The sequence below is a fragment of the Acidovorax sp. ACV01 genome (genome assembly GCF_014851495.1).
Taxonomy (GTDB): domain Bacteria; phylum Pseudomonadota; class Gammaproteobacteria; order Burkholderiales; family Burkholderiaceae_C; genus Acidovorax; species Acidovorax radicis.
Window position 1 is genome coordinate 120425 of the sequence record NZ_JACUZT010000009.1, and the last position, 15625, is coordinate 136049.

At 65.3% G+C, this 15625-nt stretch carries 14 protein-coding genes; 6 read left to right on the top strand and 8 right to left on the bottom strand.

Features of this window, described 5'->3' with window-relative positions; genetic code table 11:
- Positions 1 to 13: 13 nt before the first annotated feature.
- Positions 14 to 970 carry a YafY family protein gene (locus IB243_RS22945; protein ID WP_192429524.1) on the bottom strand — a complete coding sequence of 319 codons (957 nt, stop codon included), beginning with the start codon at positions 968 to 970 and terminating at the stop codon, positions 14 to 16.
- A gap of 93 nt (positions 971 to 1063) precedes the next feature.
- On the opposite strand from IB243_RS22945, the gene IB243_RS22950 reads away from it, so the two are divergent.
- Entirely contained in the window at positions 1064 to 1672 is a 609-nt protein-coding gene (locus IB243_RS22950; RefSeq protein WP_010458759.1) for a glutathione S-transferase family protein, read from the top strand.
- Positions 1673 to 1694: 22 nt separating this feature from the next.
- Here the strand turns inward: IB243_RS22950 and rng are convergent, their stop codons facing one another.
- The 7 genes from rng to IB243_RS22985 all read right to left on the bottom strand — a co-directional run bounded on the left by rng (position 1695) and on the right by IB243_RS22985 (position 8864).
- Positions 1695 to 3182 (bottom strand): ribonuclease G, encoded by a 1488-nt coding sequence (rng, locus tag IB243_RS22955; protein ID WP_010458757.1) that lies wholly within the window; start codon positions 3180 to 3182, stop codon positions 1695 to 1697.
- A 30-nt stretch (positions 3183 to 3212) separates the two neighbouring features.
- Complete coding sequence (locus IB243_RS22960) at positions 3213 to 3827, bottom strand: nucleoside triphosphate pyrophosphatase (protein WP_192429525.1); 615 nt, start codon at positions 3825 to 3827, stop codon at positions 3213 to 3215.
- A gap of 96 nt (positions 3828 to 3923) precedes the next feature.
- Positions 3924 to 4391 carry a 23S rRNA (pseudouridine(1915)-N(3))-methyltransferase RlmH gene (gene rlmH / locus IB243_RS22965; protein WP_005798500.1) on the bottom strand — a complete coding sequence of 156 codons (468 nt, stop codon included), beginning with the start codon at positions 4389 to 4391 and terminating at the stop codon, positions 3924 to 3926.
- A gap of 56 nt (positions 4392 to 4447) precedes the next feature.
- Positions 4448 to 5332 (bottom strand): ribosome silencing factor, encoded by an 885-nt coding sequence (gene rsfS / locus IB243_RS22970; RefSeq protein WP_010458751.1) that lies wholly within the window; start codon positions 5330 to 5332, stop codon positions 4448 to 4450.
- A gap of 194 nt (positions 5333 to 5526) precedes the next feature.
- Positions 5527 to 6495: an oxygen-dependent coproporphyrinogen oxidase gene (gene hemF / locus IB243_RS22975; protein WP_192429526.1), complete on the bottom strand. Its 969-nt coding sequence runs from the start codon at positions 6493 to 6495 to the stop codon at positions 5527 to 5529.
- A gap of 142 nt (positions 6496 to 6637) precedes the next feature.
- Positions 6638 to 7915, bottom strand: a complete 1278-nt coding sequence (gene purD, locus IB243_RS22980; protein WP_057270804.1) for a phosphoribosylamine--glycine ligase — start codon at positions 7913 to 7915, stop codon at positions 6638 to 6640.
- A 229-nt stretch (positions 7916 to 8144) separates the two neighbouring features.
- Positions 8145 to 8864 (bottom strand): YebC/PmpR family DNA-binding transcriptional regulator, encoded by a 720-nt coding sequence (locus tag IB243_RS22985; RefSeq protein WP_010458745.1) that lies wholly within the window; start codon positions 8862 to 8864, stop codon positions 8145 to 8147.
- Between the two features lie 250 nt (positions 8865 to 9114).
- Here IB243_RS22985 and IB243_RS22990 point away from each other — a divergent pair, with 250 nt between their 5' ends.
- The 5 genes from IB243_RS22990 (at position 9115) to IB243_RS23010 (ending at position 15570) form a co-directional block, all read left to right on the top strand.
- The gene (locus tag IB243_RS22990) at positions 9115 to 10635 is read left to right on the top strand and encodes a helicase HerA-like C-terminal domain-containing protein (protein WP_192429527.1); all 1521 of its coding nucleotides are present in this window, start codon (positions 9115 to 9117) and stop codon (positions 10633 to 10635) included.
- 185 nt (positions 10636 to 10820) lie between these two features.
- Positions 10821 to 11639 carry a hypothetical protein gene (locus IB243_RS22995; protein WP_192429528.1) on the top strand — a complete coding sequence of 273 codons (819 nt, stop codon included), beginning with the start codon at positions 10821 to 10823 and terminating at the stop codon, positions 11637 to 11639.
- A gap of 164 nt (positions 11640 to 11803) precedes the next feature.
- A complete protein-coding gene (locus IB243_RS23000; RefSeq protein WP_192429529.1) occupies positions 11804 to 12649 on the top strand; it encodes an enoyl-CoA hydratase-related protein in 846 nt (281 codons plus the stop codon).
- A 478-nt stretch (positions 12650 to 13127) separates the two neighbouring features.
- Complete coding sequence (locus IB243_RS23005) at positions 13128 to 14120, top strand: threo-3-hydroxy-L-aspartate ammonia-lyase (RefSeq protein ID WP_192429530.1); 993 nt, start codon at positions 13128 to 13130, stop codon at positions 14118 to 14120.
- Between the two features lie 400 nt (positions 14121 to 14520).
- A complete protein-coding gene (locus IB243_RS23010; RefSeq protein ID WP_192429531.1) occupies positions 14521 to 15570 on the top strand; it encodes a hypothetical protein in 1050 nt (349 codons plus the stop codon).
- The last annotated feature ends 55 nt before the right edge of the window (positions 15571 to 15625 follow it).

The window sequence follows — 15625 nt, forward strand, 5'->3', positions numbered from 1 at the left end:
GACCTGTTTTCTCTCAGGGTGCGCAGCGCAGGGCCCGCTCGCCAATCGCCTTCAACCGGTCCTTCAACGCCTGTGGGGCCAGCACCTCAAAATCCAGGTCCAACACCACCAGCCAATACACCAGCGTATCGAGCGAATGGGCTCCGCATTCCAGCACACAGCGCTCGGCATCCAAGGCCTTGAGGACACCGACCGACGGGGGAATGCGGTGCACCGCTTCTGACAACGGCGCATGCAACACAATGCGCGCCTGCTCCGCATAAGGGGCCACCGCCAGCGAGCGTGAGACATACGCCTTCAAATCCCCACCATCCGGCGACACCCGGGGCGCGAAATGGGCGCCCACCGTGGGCACCCCCACGATGCGGTCGATGCGGAAGGTGCGCCAGTCCTCCCGCACCCGGTCCCACGCCACCAGGTACCAGCGGTGGCCGGTATGGGCCAGGCCCTGGGGTTCCACGCTGCGTTCAGCGCTGCGGCCCCGGCTGTCGCCGTAGGCGAACTCCAGGCGCAGCTGGTCTCGGCAGGCCGATGCGAGTGTGGCCAGCAGCGAGGCATCCACTACCGGCCCGACACGGTCCATGGGCAGGATGGTGGAGCGCAGTGCGTCCACCTGCTGCCGCAGCCGTGCGGGCATGGCCTGCTCCAGCTTGACCAGCGCCCGCAGCGCCGGCTCTTCAATGCCGCCTACCGCACCCGCTGTGGCGGTGCGCAGCGCAATCGACACGGCCAGGGCCTCGCCGTCGTCCAGCAGCAAGGGCGGCAGCGCCTGCCCGGCCCGGAAGGCATATCCACCCGCCACACCGCTGCTGGCGTGCACGGGGTAGCCCAGCTGGCGCAGGCGGTCGATGTCCCGCCGCAGGGTGCGCGGATGCACCTCCAGGCGCTCGGCCAGTTCCGGCCCCATCCAGTGGTTGCGCGTCTGCAACAAGGAAAGCAGCCGCAACAGGCGGGTGGATGACGTGAGCATGGCGTGACTGTACTGCACATTGAGGGCCAAAACTGTCCGCAATGGTTCTTACAGTGGCACCACCTTTTCTTCCACAACCCCAAGGAGCTTTTTATGTCCATCGTCCTCTACTGGCACCCCATGTCCAGCGCCAGCCCTATCGCCTGCGCCCTTGTCGAACTGGGTGTGCCCCACGAACGCGTGAAGGTCGACATCCGCACCGGCGAACAGCACCGCCCGGAGTACCTGGCCCTCAACCCCAACGGCAAGGTCCCCACCCTGACCGTGGACGGTGCCCCCATGTTCGAGACCCTGGCCATCCACCTGTGGCTGGGCCATCGCTTTGGCATCGAACGCGGGCTGTGGCCCGCAGCGGGCACTCCGGAGGCGCTGCAGGCCCTGTCGTGGTGTGCCTGGTCGTACGTGACCTACGGCGCGGTGCTGGTGCGCCTGCACGTGGCCACGCAGGGCGAGGAGTCGCTGCGCAGCGCCGTGCATGCACAGGCGGCCACGGCGGGCCTGAACGATTTGCTGGCGGTGCTGGACGCGCGGCTGGCCAAGCAGCCCTGGATGCTGGGGGCCGACTATTCGCTGGTGGACCTGGTGGTGGGGTCGGTGCTGGGCTACAGCGTGTACTTGGGCGCGCCGGTCAATGCGCATCCCCATGTGAAGGACTGGCTGGCACGGGTACAGGCACGCCCTGCGATGCAGATCGAGAGCTGATGCTGCGCCCCGGCCGCGGGCGCTAGAGCAGCACGATGTCGTACTGCTCCTGCCCCATTGCACTCTCGGCCTGCAGCGAGATCGGCTTGCCTATGAAGTCGGACAGCCCCGCGAGGTGCTGGCTCTCTTCGTCCAGAAACAGCTCCACCACCCGTGCCGACGCCACCACCCGGAATTCGCGCGGGTTGAACTGGCGCGCTTCGCGCAGGATCTCGCGCAGCACGTCGTAGCACACGCTGCGCGCGGTCTTGACGCTGCCCTTGCCCTGGCAGGCCTCGCAGGGTTCGCACAGCATGTGGGCCAGGGATTCGCGGGTGCGCTTGCGCGTCATTTCCACCAGCCCCAGCTGCGAGAAGCCACCCGCCATGGTCTTCACGCGGTCGCGGGCGAGCTGTTTTTTGAACTCCGCCAGCACGGCCTGCTGGTGGTCGTCGCGCACCATGTCGATGAAGTCCACGATGATGATGCCGCCCAGGTTCCGCAGGCGCAGCTGGCGCGCAATGGCTTGCGCGGCCTCGAGGTTGGTCTTGAAGATGGTGTCGTCGAAATTGCGGGCGCCCACATAACCACCCGTGTTCACATCGATGGTGGTGAGCGCCTCGGTCTGGTCCACGATGAGGTAACCGCCCGACTTCAGATCGACGCGGCGCCCCAGGGCCTTGGCCACTTCTTCGTCAATGGAATACAGGTCAAAAATCGGGCGTTCGCCCTTGTAGTGCTGCAGCTTGCCAGCGGCGGCGGGCATGAACTCCACGCCAAACGCCCGCAGCCGCTGGAACTGCTCCATCGAGTCGAGCCGGATGGTCTGCGTGTGGTCGCCCACCAAGTCGCGCAGCACGCGCTGCAGCAGGTCCAGGTCCTGGTGCAGCAGCGACATGGCCGGCAGCTTGAGCGATGCCTCCTTGATGCGCGCCCAGGTCTTGCGCAGGTAGGCGATGTCTTCGGCCAGTTCTTCGTCGGTAGAGTCTTCGCCATTGGTGCGCAGGATGAACCCGCCGCCACCGCCCGTGGATTTGTCGCCCACCAGCGCCTGCAGGCGCGCACGCAGCGCATCGCGCTCTGCGGGCGGAATCTTCTGCGACACGCCCACATGGTCGTCCTGCGGCAAAAACACCAGCAGGCGCCCGGCCACGCTGATCTGCGTGGAAAGGCGCGCGCCCTTGGTGCCAATCGGGTCCTTGATGACCTGCACCATGAGCGACTGGCCTTCGAACACCTGCTTTTCAATCGGCACCTGCGGCTCGTTCTTGCGGGCGAATGCGGGCGGCTCGCCATCGGGCTGGCGCTGCCACACATCGGCCACATGCAAAAAGGCCGCGCGCTCCAGGCCGATGTCGATGAAGGCCGACTGCATGCCGGGCAGCACCCGCGAGACCTTGCCCAGGTAAACGTTGCCCACCAGGCCGCGCTCCAGCGTGCGCTCGATGTGCAGCTCCTGCACGGCGCCGTGCTCCACCACGGCCACCCGGGTTTCCTGGGGGGACCAGTTGATCAGGATGTCTTGTTGCATGGCGTTGTTGTTGTCTTTTGTTAGCGTCGCTTAGATGGCAAAGCCCGAAGCGCGCAGCAGTTGCGCAGTCTCGTACATGGGCAGCCCCATGATGCCCGAATAGCTGCCCGCCAGGTGCTCCACATACGCCGCCGCCCGCCCCTGGATGCCATAGGCCCCGGCCTTGCCCAGTGGCTCGCCCGTGGCCACATAGGCGTCGATCTGCGCGGGTGTCATGGGGGCAAAGGTCACGCGTGACACCGACAGTGCCGCCAGCCGTTTGCCGCCCACCTGCAGCGCCACGGCAGTGAGCACGCGGTGCTCATGCCCCGCCAGTTCGGCCAGCATGCGCGCGGCATGCGGCGCGTCGTCGGGCTTGCCGTAGATCGTGCGGCCCAGGGCCACGGTGGTGTCAGAGCACAGGATCGGTGCATCGGGCAAACCCCGCCGCGCGCGCCGGGCCACGGCGGCATCGAGCTTGAGGCCGGTCACACGTTCCACATAGGCCGTGGGCGCTTCACCGGGCAGCACCACTTCGATGGCCTCGGCGTCTTCGGGCTCGTCGCCGCGCACATTGGGCAGCAGCAGTTCGTGGCGCACACCCAGTTGTTCGAGCAACTGGCGCCGGCGCGGGCTTTGGGAAGCAAGGTAGATGAAGTCGGGCATGAACGGATTTTGAATAAAAATCAGCTCTAGCGCTTATCCATCAAGCGCTAGCAGCTATAAAAAATATAGTACTTCACCCACACCCCGATCCAGGCCTCATTCGCGGTGGTAGGGGTGCCCGGCGTTCACCGACCAGGCGCGGTACAGCTGCTCGATGAGCAGCACCCGCACCATGGCGTGCGGCAAGGTCAGGTCCGAGAGGCGGATGCGCTCGTGCGCACCCTGGCGAAAGGCCGGGTCCAGCCCGTCGGGGCCGCCGATGACCAGGGCCACATCGTCGCCCCCCAGTTGCCAGCCCTTCAGGCGCTCGGCCAGGGCCTTGGTGGTGAGGCTGGTGCCACGCTCATCCAGCGCCACCACGCGCGTACCCCGGGGGATGGCGGCTTCAATGCGCTCGCGCTCGGCGGCATACAGCGTCTCCAGCGTTTTGGAGCCGCGCGGTTCGGTCTTGACGGCTTTGAGTTCGACTTTGAGCTCCGGCGGAAACCGCTTGGCGTAGTCGTCGTATGCAGTCTGCGCCCAGTCGGGCACGCGCTGGCCCACGGCCACGATCAGCAGCTTCATGGAAACTCAGGCGCGGTGCGCGGGTACGGTGGGTCGTCGATGGGCCGAGGCAGCAATCACTTGCGGCCTGGCGCCCTCTTGGTTGCGGGCTTGGCAGCTGCGCCGCCGCGAGTTGCGGCGGGCTTGGCACCGGTCTTGGCGGCAGCAGCGGTCTTGCTGCGGGGGGCCGATGGCTTGACGACCACGGTCTTGATCGGTGCCTTGGTGGCTGCGGGCTTCTTGGCGGCAGTGGTTGGCTTTGCGGGCGCCTTGGCCGGCGCGGCCTTGGCACTGCTGCTTTTTGCGGGGGTCTTGGCTGGGGCCTTGGTGATGGCTTTGGCAGGTGCTTTTGCTGTTGTCTTGGCTGCAGGTTTCGCAGCAGATTTAGCAGGTGCGGCAGCGGACTTGGCAGCTGTTTTGGCTACGGCCTTGACCGTGGCCTTGCCCGACCGGGCCGGCACCGCTGGTGCGGCTGCCTTTTTGGCGGGCGCCTTGCCTGCAGCCTTAGCGTCGGACTTGGCAGCCTTCTGGGCCGACTTCTTTTCGGCCAATTCGGTGGCGGCACTGGAAACCGGCTTGGCGGCGCCCAGCTTCAGACGCACTGGCGTGTCGCCCCACAGCTCTTCCAGACGGTAGTACTGGCGGATGGCGGGCTGCATGATGTGCGCAACGGCGGCGCCACAGTCCACGATGATCCATTCGCCGTTGTCTTCGCCTTCGATGCGCGGCTTGGTGAAGCCCGCTTCTTTCACCGCGTCGCGCACGCTGGCAGCCAAGGCCTTGGTCTGGCGGTTGGAGGTGCCCGATGCCACGATCACCCGTTCAAACAGCGGCGAGAGATGCTCGGTGTTGAAGACCTGGATGTCTTGCGCCTTGACGTCCTCCAGGCCATCGACGATGGCGCGCTGGAGTTTGGTGACGTCTTTTTTGGCGGCGGTTTCCGATTTGGTGGAGGTGGTCATCAGGCGGTGAATAGAGAGGAAATGGAATCAATATAGCGTGCAACGCAGCGCGCAACCAGTAGGGCTGCGCCTTGGGTGTTGCGCTGGTGTTGCGCAGGGGCGCTGCGGCAATTTGAGGTGTTTTTGGCCTCTTGCGCTGGTGTGAAAAGCGCGGGCAGCTATTGAAATTATAGCTTTTGCGCTTGTCAAGGCTTTCAAACCGCTGCAGCAGCCTCGCCAGCCAGCCAGTCGCGTCGCACTAGAAAGCGTTGCGTGAGGTCGGCTTCGGCAGTGTCCGCAGCATCCGAGCGCTGGTACGACCAAGCCACCAGCGGCGGCATAGACAACAAAATCGACTCGGTGCGCCCCCCCGACTGCAGGCCAAAGTGGGTGCCCCGGTCCCACACCAGGTTGAACTCGACATAGCGGCCCCGGCGGTAGAGCTGAAAGTCGCGCTCACGTTCGCCAAACGGCAGGTTCTGGCGCTTCTCTACGATGGGCAGGTAGGCCTTGAGGAAGGCATCACCCACCGACTGCGTCATGGCCAGGCTCTGGTCAAAACCCAGTTCCGCGAAGTCGTCGTAGAACACCCCGCCCACACCGCGCTGCTCGCTGCGGTGCTTGAGGTAGAAGTATTCGTCGCACCACTGCTTGAAGCGCGGGTACTTGTCGTCGCCAAACGGCGCCAGCGCGTCACGGCAGGTTTGGTGAAAGTGCACCGCATCTTCTTCAAACCCGTAGTACGGCGTGAGGTCCATGCCCCCGCCAAACCAGCAGGTGGGTGTCTGACCCGGGTGGCCTGCCGCGATCATGCGCACATTCATGTGCACGGTGGGCACGTACGGGTTGCGCGGATGGAAGACCAGCGACACGCCCATGGCCTCGAACGGTGCACCCGCCAGCTCGGGCCGGTGCTGCGTGGCCGAGGGCGGCAGCTGCGGGCCACGCACATGGCTGAAACCGCAGCCCGCGCGCTCGAACACCCGGCCACCTTCCAGGATATTGGTAATGCCGTCGCCTTGCAGCGGCTCACCAGGGGGTTTGCTCCAGGCATCGGCCAAAAAACGCGCGCCGCCCTCGCCTTCCACGGCTTCGAGCGCATCGGTAATGCGCGTCTGCAGGCCCTGCAAATAGCTGCGTACGGTCGCCACGGTCGTGGCCGGATTCAATCCAGGTGGTTGCATTTCAGTTATCCATTGCCATCGGCGCCATGCGCTGCCGGTAAAACTGGCGCGGCCCAGGCCAGGGACGCCAAGCAAGGGCCGCCCCGCCGCGAGGGCGTCATCCCCCTGTGGGGGAAGGCGCCGCAGGCGACTCAGGGGGGAGCTATTTCACCGCGCGGAAGCCAATGTCGCGGCGGTATTGCGCGCCATCGAACTGGATACCACGCGCCACGTCGTAGGCACGTTGCTGCGCCTGCTTGACGCTGTCAGCCAGCACCGTCACGCACAGCACCCGGCCACCCGTCACGCTGACCACGCCATCCTGCAACTGCGTGCCGGCGTGGAACACCACCGCATCGTCGGCCTCGGCGGGCAGGCCCGTGATGGGATCGCCCTTGCGGGGAGCTTCCGGATAGCCGTGCGCCGCCATAACCACGCCCAGTGCGGTGCGGCGGTCCCATTGCAGTTCCATCTGGTCGAGCTTGCCGTCAGCGGCAGCGGCCATCACGTCGCTGAAATCACTTTTCAGGCGCATGAGGATGGGTTGCGTCTCGGGGTCGCCCATGCGGCAGTTGAATTCGAGCGTCTTGGGCTGGCCCTTGGCGTCGATCATCAGGCCGGCGTACAGGAAGCCGGTGTAAGGGATGCCGTCCTTTTCCATGCCACGGATCGTGGGCAGGATGATCTCGCGCATGGCGCGGGCATGTACGTCGGCCGTGACCACTGGCGCGGGCGAATACGCACCCATGCCGCCGGTGTTGGGACCTTCGTCGCCGTCTTTGAGGCGCTTGTGATCCTGGCTGGTGGCCAGCGCCAGCACGTTCTTGCCATCGCACAGCACGATGAAGGAGGCTTCCTCGCCTTCGAGGAATTCCTCGATCACCACGCGCGCACCGCCTTCGTTGTGCGTTACGCCGTACTTGTTGTCCACCAGCATGAAGTCCACGGCATCGTGGGCCTCCTGCAGCGTCATGGCCACGACCACGCCCTTGCCAGCCGCCAGGCCGTCGGCCTTGATGACGATGGGCGCACCCAGGCGGTCCACAAAGGCGTGGGCGGCCACCGGGTCGGTGAAGGTGTCGTAGTCGGCCGTGGGAATGCCATGGCGGCGCATGAAGGCCTTGGAGAAGGCCTTTGAGCTTTCGAGCTGTGCGGCGGCCTTGGTGGGCCCGAAGATGCGCAGGCCATTGGCACGGAACTCATCGACCACACCGGCGGCCAGCGGCGCCTCGGGGCCCACCACGGTCAGCGCGATCTTTTCGGCCTGCGCCCACACGCGCAGTTCGCGCACGTCGGTGATGGCCACGTTGTCGAGCTTGGGGTTCAGCGCCGTGCCACCGTTGCCGGGCGCCACATACACCTTGGTCACCTTGGGGGACTGGCTCAGTTTCCACGCCATCGCGTGTTCACGGCCGCCGCCACCAATCACAAGTACTTTCATAGGAACCTTTGGTGAACCTCTGCTTGGCACTACGCCACAGCTCAGGGGCTCGTAAAAAAAATCTATCGCGACCGATCGCGCTGCTCGCTACATACAAAACCGTTGAAACTGGCACGACCCAAGCCCGTGCCCCCGCGCAAGGGCCGCCCCGCCGCGCTGGGGGCGTCCCCCTCCCGCAAGCGCAGCGCAGCGAGAGAGGGGGAAGCGGCGCAGCCGCTCAGGGGGAGCTTCACAATGCAGCGTTGTGGTAGACCTCCTGGGTATCGTCCAGGTCCTCCAGCACATCCAGCAGCCGCTGCATGCGCGCCGCGTCGTCGCCCGTCAGTTCGATGGTGTTTTCAGGCCGCATGGTCACGCCCGCCACTTCGGGCGTGAGGCCTGCGGCTTCCAGGGCATTCTTCACGGCTTCGAAGTCGGCCGGGGCGGTCAGCACCTCCACGGCACCGTCGTCGTCGGTCACCACGTCTTCAGCGCCAGCCTCCAGCGCCACTTCCATCACCTTGTCTTCACTCGTGCCCGGGGCAAAGATCAGCTGGCCGCAGTGCTTGAACTGGAACACCACCGAGCCTTCGGTGCCCATGTTGCCACCGTGTTTGCTGAACGCGTGTCGCACTTCGGCCACGGTGCGCACGCGGTTGTCGGTCATGGTGTCGATCATGATGGCCGCACCGCCAATTCCATAGCCCTCGTAGCGGATTTCTTCGTAGGTCAGGCCTTCGGCGTTGCCGGTGGCCTTGTCGATGTTGTATTTGATGCGGTCGGCGGGCATATTGGCCGCTTTGGCCTTGTCCACCGCCAGGCGCAGGCGGGGGTTGGCAGACAGGTCGCCGCCGCCCGAGCGGGCAGCCACGGTGATTTCGCGAATGATGCGGGTCCAGATCTTGCCGCGTTTTTCATCCTGGCGCCCTTTGCGGTGCTGGATATTCGCCCATTTGCTGTGTCCTGCCACGGGAAGTCCTTCTGTACTTGGTGTATTGATTTAATCTACTCAGTGGATTTTACTTTTTGCTGAACCCAGGGAACCTCTGCACGCTTCGCGCGGAAAGTGGGCGCCGCGGATCGGGATGGGCTGCCAGGCACAAAGCGCAGCAATAGCCACAGCTATTGCGAGCATTTGTAACGCAGCAGGCCGCCCGAGACCGCAGATGCACACGGCGCGCGACGCGTGCAGAGGCTCCCTCACCCCGAGGAAACCCGAAATGGCCGAACCCCTGCTGATTGCCAAGCACGACACCATCGAATGCCACCTGCTTCCAGGCCTGGCCAACCGCCACGGGCTCATCACCGGTGCAACCGGCACCGGCAAGACCGTGACCCTGCAGACCCTGGCCGAGAACTTCTCGCGCATTGGCGTGCCGGTGTTCATGGCCGATGTGAAGGGCGACCTCACAGGCGCCAGCCAACCGGGCAAGATCGGCGACAAGCTGGCGGCCGTGCTCAAGGAGCGTGGCCTTCCCCTGCCCGCCCCCCTGGCCTGCCCCACCACACTGTGGGATGTGTTCGGCGAACAGGGCCACCCGGTGCGCGCCACGGTGTCGGACATGGGCCCGCTGCTGCTGGGCCGCATGCTCAACCTGAACGAGACCCAGCTGGGTGTGCTCAACCTGGTGTTCAAGATCGCCGACGACAACGGCATGCTGCTGCTGGACCTCAAAGACCTGCGCGCCATGCTGCAGTACGTGGGCGACAACGCCAAGGAGTTCACCACCGAATACGGCAACGTGAGCGCCGCCAGCGTGGGCGCCATCCAGCGCGGGCTGCTGCAGATCGAGCAGCAGGGCGGCACGCAGTTCTTCGGCGAGCCCATGCTCAACATCCAGGACTTCATGCAGACGGTGGATGGCCACGGCGTGGTCAACATCCTGGCGGCCGACAAGCTCATGAATTCGCCGCGCCTGTACGCCACGTTTTTGCTGTGGATGCTGTCCGAGCTGTTCGAGCAGCTGCCCGAGATTGGCGATCCCGAGCAGCCCAAGCTGGTGTTCTTCTTCGACGAAGCCCACCTGCTGTTCAACGAGGCGCCCAAGGTGCTGGTGGAGCGCATCGAACTTGTGGTGCGCCTGGTGCGCTCCAAGGGCGTCGGGGTTTACTTCGTGACGCAAAACCCGCTCGATATCCCCGATAGCGTGCTGGCCCAGCTGGGCAACCGTGTGCAGCATGCGCTGCGGGCCTTCACCCCGCGCGACCAGAAGGCCGTCAAAGCGACGGCCACCACCATGCGGCAAAAGCCGGGCCTCGATATCGAAACCGCCATCACCGAACTGGCAGTGGGCGAGGCGCTGGTGAGCTTTCTGGATGCCAAGGGCCGCCCGAGCATCACCGAGCGCGTCTTCGTACTGCCCCCCGGCAGCCAGCTCGGCCCCATCACACCGCAGCAGCGCCAGGTGCTGGTGGCCAACTCGCTGGTCGCGGGCGTGTATGAAAAGGTGGTGGACCGCGAATCGGCCTACGAAAAGCTCAAGGGCCGCGCGGCCGAAGCCAGTGCGCAAGCGCCGGCTAGTGGCAAAGGAGCCCCCGCCAACACGGAAGACAGCGGCGGCGGCCTGATGGGCGGGCTCAACGACGTGCTGTTTGGCACCACAGGCCCGCGTGGTGGCAAACGCGACGGCCTGGCCCAGACCATGGCCAAGTCGGCGGTGCGCACCATGGGCACCACCATCGGCAAGGAAATCCTGCGCGGGGTGCTGGGCAGCATCTTCGGCGGCAGCAAGCGGCGTTGAACCCGGCAGGGGCGCAGATTCCCGCCCCTGCCTTGCATCCCCAGCGCGGCCCCATCGCCGGACCGTCAGCTATTGGAGGTGCCGCTGGCAATCCACGCGTGACAACCTGAAGACACCGTCCAAAGTGTCATCAATCAGTCACGTTACTGCCGTGAAATCGCCACATAACAACAAAAGGAGGGACGATGAAACGCATCGAAAACATTCTGCTGTGGTGGGGAAGCAAGGTTGTGCTGCTGGCGATTGGCGTGTGGGTGGCCGCCATCGTCGGGATCTTTGCGGGTGCCTGGCGCTTGCGCTGGCCCTGGATCCTGTATTTTTTTGCCACGGTCGTCGTCACGGCCCTGGTGATCCAGTGGACCAACGCGGTGCGCCAGCGCACCATCCGCGAAGCCCCCCTGCCCCGCTTTCTGCAGCGCAAGCTGCGTGAAACCTACCCGCACCTGAGCACGCGCGATTGCGAGCTGGTCGAACGCGGCCTGCGCCAGTTCTTCATGGCCTGCCTGCGCGGCAACAAGCAGTTTGTGGCCATGCCCTCCAAGGCGGTCGATGTGCTGTGGCATGAGTTCATCCTGCACACCCAGGCCTACAAAGCCTGGTGCCACAACGCCCTGGGTTTCTTCTTGCACCACACCCCGGCCGAGGCGCTGGGCAAAAAGGCGCGGCACAACGACGGCCTGCGTCGCTGCTGGTACTGGGTGTGCAAGGAGGAGTCGATCGACCCCAAGGCCCCCAGCCGCCTGCCCCTGCTGTTTGCACTGGATGCCAAGTTCGCCATTGCGGGCGGCTTCACCTACGTGCCCGACTGCTCCGACATCGCCCGCAAGAGCGACGCGGGTGGTAGCGGTGGCGACAGCTACTGCGGCACCAGCTTCTCGGACGGCAGCTACAGCGGCAGCTCGGGCGACTTCGGCGGTGCCGAGAGTTCGGATGGCGGTGGTGGCGACGGCGGCGGAGATGGAGGGGGCGATGGCGGCGGCTGCGGTGGGGGCGGCGGCGATTGAACGACATCCGCTCCGGCTGAACACCGCGTAGCCACGGCGACCCCGGAAGTTACTCTTTTTTTTATAGCTTGAAGCGCTTACCAGACAAGCGCAAGCGGCCAAAAACACCCAAAGTCACCCAGGCGACGACCCCGGGTGGGCCAGCGGGTCTACAGTGGCAGCCCATGAACACCACCCCCACCTGCTTCATCCTCAGCATCACCCACCATGTCGCCCACCTGGTGCTGAACCGCCCCGAGGCCATGAACACCATGCACCCCACCTTCTGGCGCGAGCTGGACGAGGTGCTGGCCCAGCTGAACCAATCGGGCAAGGCGCGGGCGCTGGTTATCAGCAGCACCGGCAAGCACTTCAGCGCGGGCATGGCGCTGGAGACCTTCGGCGGCGCCATCACCATGGACGACCAGAGCCCCGAGGGCCGGGCCGCCATCTTTGACCTGCTGACCGACATGCAGGCCACCTTCAGCCGCATCGAGAGCCTGCGCATCCCCGTCATCATGGCCATCCAGGGCGGCTGCATCGGCGGCGCGGTGGACATGGTCACGGCGGCCTGCGTGCGCTACGCCACGGCCGACGCCTTCTTCTGCATCCAAGAGATCAACATCGGCATGGTGGCCGACGTAGGCACGCTGCAGCGCCTGCCCAAGCTCATCCCGCTGGGCGTGGTGAAAGAGCTGGCCTACACCGGCCGCCGCCTGAGCGCAGCCAAGGCCCTGGGCTACGGTCTGGTCAACGAAGTGTTCGAGACCCAAGAAGCGATGCTCGCCGCTGCCTTGCAATGCGCACAAGAGATCGCCAGCAAGCCGCCCGTGGCCATCTGGGGCACCAAACAGGCCGTGAACTACGCGCGCGACCATTCGGTGGAAGACAGCCTGCGCCAGATGGGCTGGCTGCAGGGCGCCATCTGGAGCAACCAGCATGTGCGCGAGTCCGTCACGGCCATGAAACAAAAGCGCGCAGGCGACTTCCCGGCACTCACGCCGCTGCAGCGGTTCAGCGAGCTGGGCTAAGAACGTGTTCACGATCTCGCAGGGGTCGCGTTGGAGCGCAATCGGGATGAGTGGATGCTTCGGATGCGCCGCATGGGCTCATGCCCATGCAAGCAGCCGGGGCGTCCAATCGCCCGATTTCGCTCCAACCCTTCGGGCAGCGGTCTTGGCGGGCGGTCTGCGGCGTTACGGCGCTTGCCAATAGCCAAGCTATTGGCTGCGCACCGCGCCTAGCATCCCATCTCGCCAAGGCCGCTGCGCGACTCCTGGGAGATCGTGAACACGTTCTAAGGGCTCGGCCCGCGAGGCGGGCCTGGGCATGGCAGGGCACCTGCGCTGATGCGCGCGCGCCAAACCATCAAAACTCATAGCTACCCACGCTTTCAGGACAAGCGCTGGCGTCCATTTTTACTCAAAACTCCATGCTGACGGGCTATCATGTAGCCGCCCAGGGGTGGGCCATCGCCGCCCCGCTTTCGCCCTGATGGAGGATGCCGCCATGACACTGCCCAGTGTGACCCCGCCTACCTACGACGACGTGGCCGCCGCCGCGTACCGGCTCAAGGGCATGGCGCACCACACGCCGGTGCTGCGCTCCACCACCGCCGACGAACTGCTCGGCGCGCAACTGTTCTTCAAATGCGAGAACCTGCAGCGCACTGGCGCCTTCAAGTTTCGCGGGGCCTTCAACACCCTGGCCCAATTCACCGACGAACAGCGCGAGCGCGGCGTGCTGGCCTTCTCGGCCGGCAACCATGCACAGGCCATTGCACTGTCCGCCCGGATGCTGGACATGCCCGCCGTCATCGTCATGCCCGCAGACGCGCCCGCCTCCAAGATGGCGGCCACACGGGCCTATGGTGCCCAGGTCGTCACCTACGACCGCTACACCGAAGACCGCGAAGCCATCAGCCGCCACTTGGCGCTGGAGCGCGGCATGACGCTGGTACCGCCGTTCGACCACCCGCACGTCATTGCAGGCCAAGGCACCGCTGCCAAGGAACTGTTTGAAGAAGTGCCCGACCTGGACTACCTGTTCGTCTGCGTGGGCGGCGGCGGCCTGCTGGCCGGCAGCCTGCTGGCCGCGCAGGCCCTGGCGCCCCAGTGCCGCGTGGTGGGCGTCGAGCCCGAAACCGGCAACGACGCCCAGCAGTCGCTGCGCGCCGGGCACATCGTCCGCATCCCCACGCCCCACACCATTGCCGACGGCGCGCAGACCCAAGCCCTGGGCGAACTCACCTACCCCATCATCCGCGACCATGCCGAAGACATCATCAGCGTGAGCGACGAACAGCTCATGCAATCCCTGCGCTTCTTTGCCGAGCGCATGAAGATCGTGGTGGAGCCCACCGGCGCCCTGGCCTATGCGGGTGCGCAGGCCTTCTCGGGCGCGGACAACGGCGGCAAACTGCTGCACGGCGAACGCGTGGGCATCCTCATCAGCGGGGGCAATGTCGATCTGGCGCGCTATGCGCGGTTTCTGGCAGATTAGGGCCTGCCCCTCCTGTTTTTGTCCGCTGCTTTGCCGTCCAAGGGGCCAGACGATGCCCCCTTTTTTGCCGCAGCTTTCGCAGGGATTGATTTGTTGGATTATCCCCACATCATCACCCTCCAAAGAAGCATGCGGTGCCTCCTTGCGGTGTGGTCGGCCTGACAAGCGGCCCAGTCAATCCATCGCAGCCTTTCGCCCCTCGAAAAGGCCACGCGGGCCATTTTTCCCGGGGAGGCACGCGAATTGATGCTGCAGCAACACAGGGAAAACTTCAGCGAGACGACCTGCGCGCACAACAGTTAGACACAATCTTTAGCCACAGCATTACCGAGCGGCAACACTCCTTCAGCGGCTCCCCACGTGAAATGGCGCGACCCACCGAGTCATCACGGAGTCCGCCATGCCCCCACCAACCGCCCGCGACCTGCGTGCAACCACACTGTGCCGCCTGATCGCCTCCACCCTCACACTCGGCCTGGCCGCGTGCGGTGGCGCTGACAATGACGGCAGCTTTGCCACCGCGGCCGCCCCCCTCGCTCATACGCAAGCACAGACAGAAGCCCCCCCAGGGTGCACCCCCACCGCCCCAGCAACACGCACGCTCAGCCCCGACAAAGACCATAACACCCTGTGCTGGGGCGACGTGGGTTGGAGCGAGCCCACCCTGGACGGCGCAGCGCTGCAGCAAAACCTGGATTTCTACCCCGCAACCGGCTCGGCCGCAGCGACAACCGCGCCGCTCATCGTGTGGGCCCACCCCAACGGCCGCACAAAGGCACTTGATGCCACCCTGCGGGACACGCTGCTAAAACCAGCGCTGCTCGGGGGCTACGCATTTGCGTCCTTGGAGTTCCGCCATCCCGTAGTCAACGCACCCACGCAACCCAACAGCCCTGTCCCCCACACCGATATTGCCCAGGCCTTGAACTACCTCGTGGCCCATGCATCGGCGCTGCAAGTCGACCCACGCAACATCTTCCTGGTGGGCCAGTCACGCGGCACGCTGGGTGTATGGACGGCCTTGCAACCGCCCCTCACCTCCCCCCGCGTGCGCGCAGTGTTTGGGGTCAACGCGCAAACGAGTTACGACGGCAACGACTTCGCGCAGTGGTTTCTCGTCGAACCCGCACGCGACGACTTTCTGCGCGCGTTCAACCGCAAGAACCCCAACGCCGACCGCTACGGCAGCGCTGTGCGCGACGTCACCCGCAATGCCCCAGCTGTGCATCTGCGCTATGACAGCCCCGTGGTAGGCCAGCAGCTCACCCTGGCTCAGATGCAGCAGCAAGACGCCCTGCACTACCCCGACTTTGGCCCTGCGCTATGCAAGGCCTACACGCAAGCCCAGTCCAACGCCTGCAGCTACGACGCTGACTCTCGCTACCACGACCGTCCCGACCTCGTCTACGAAGGTTACGTGCGCTTTTTTGATCGCCACCGAGCACCTTAAGCCGCTTCCCCACCAAGAAAAATACAAATGCAAGCCAGGGAGGAGACCAGCCACC

Bases quoted from the DNA above. Each gene is read 5' to 3' on its own strand.
- purD (WP_057270804.1), bottom strand. From the start codon at position 7,915: ATGAAAGTACTTGTGATTGGTGGCGGCGGCCGTGAACACGCGATGGCG.
- rlmH (WP_005798500.1), bottom strand. From the start codon at position 4,391: ATGAAGCTGCTGATCGTGGCCGTGGGCCAGCGCGTGCCCGACTGGGCG.
- hemF (WP_192429526.1), bottom strand. From the start codon at position 6,495: ATGCAACCACCTGGATTGAATCCGGCCACGACCGTGGCGACCGTACGC.
- IB243_RS22945 (WP_192429524.1), bottom strand. From the start codon at position 970: ATGCTCACGTCATCCACCCGCCTGTTGCGGCTGCTTTCCTTGTTGCAG.
- IB243_RS23005 (WP_192429530.1), top strand. From the start codon at position 13,128: ATGACACTGCCCAGTGTGACCCCGCCTACCTACGACGACGTGGCCGCC.
- IB243_RS22995 (WP_192429528.1), top strand. From the start codon at position 10,821: ATGAAACGCATCGAAAACATTCTGCTGTGGTGGGGAAGCAAGGTTGTG.
- IB243_RS23010 (WP_192429531.1), top strand. From the start codon at position 14,521: ATGCCCCCACCAACCGCCCGCGACCTGCGTGCAACCACACTGTGCCGC.
- IB243_RS22960 (WP_192429525.1), bottom strand. From the start codon at position 3,827: ATGCCCGACTTCATCTACCTTGCTTCCCAAAGCCCGCGCCGGCGCCAG.
- rsfS (WP_010458751.1), bottom strand. From the start codon at position 5,332: ATGACCACCTCCACCAAATCGGAAACCGCCGCCAAAAAAGACGTCACC.
- IB243_RS23000 (WP_192429529.1), top strand. From the start codon at position 11,804: ATGAACACCACCCCCACCTGCTTCATCCTCAGCATCACCCACCATGTC.
- IB243_RS22950 (WP_010458759.1), top strand. From the start codon at position 1,064: ATGTCCATCGTCCTCTACTGGCACCCCATGTCCAGCGCCAGCCCTATC.
- IB243_RS22990 (WP_192429527.1), top strand. From the start codon at position 9,115: ATGGCCGAACCCCTGCTGATTGCCAAGCACGACACCATCGAATGCCAC.
- rng (WP_010458757.1), bottom strand. From the start codon at position 3,182: ATGCAACAAGACATCCTGATCAACTGGTCCCCCCAGGAAACCCGGGTG.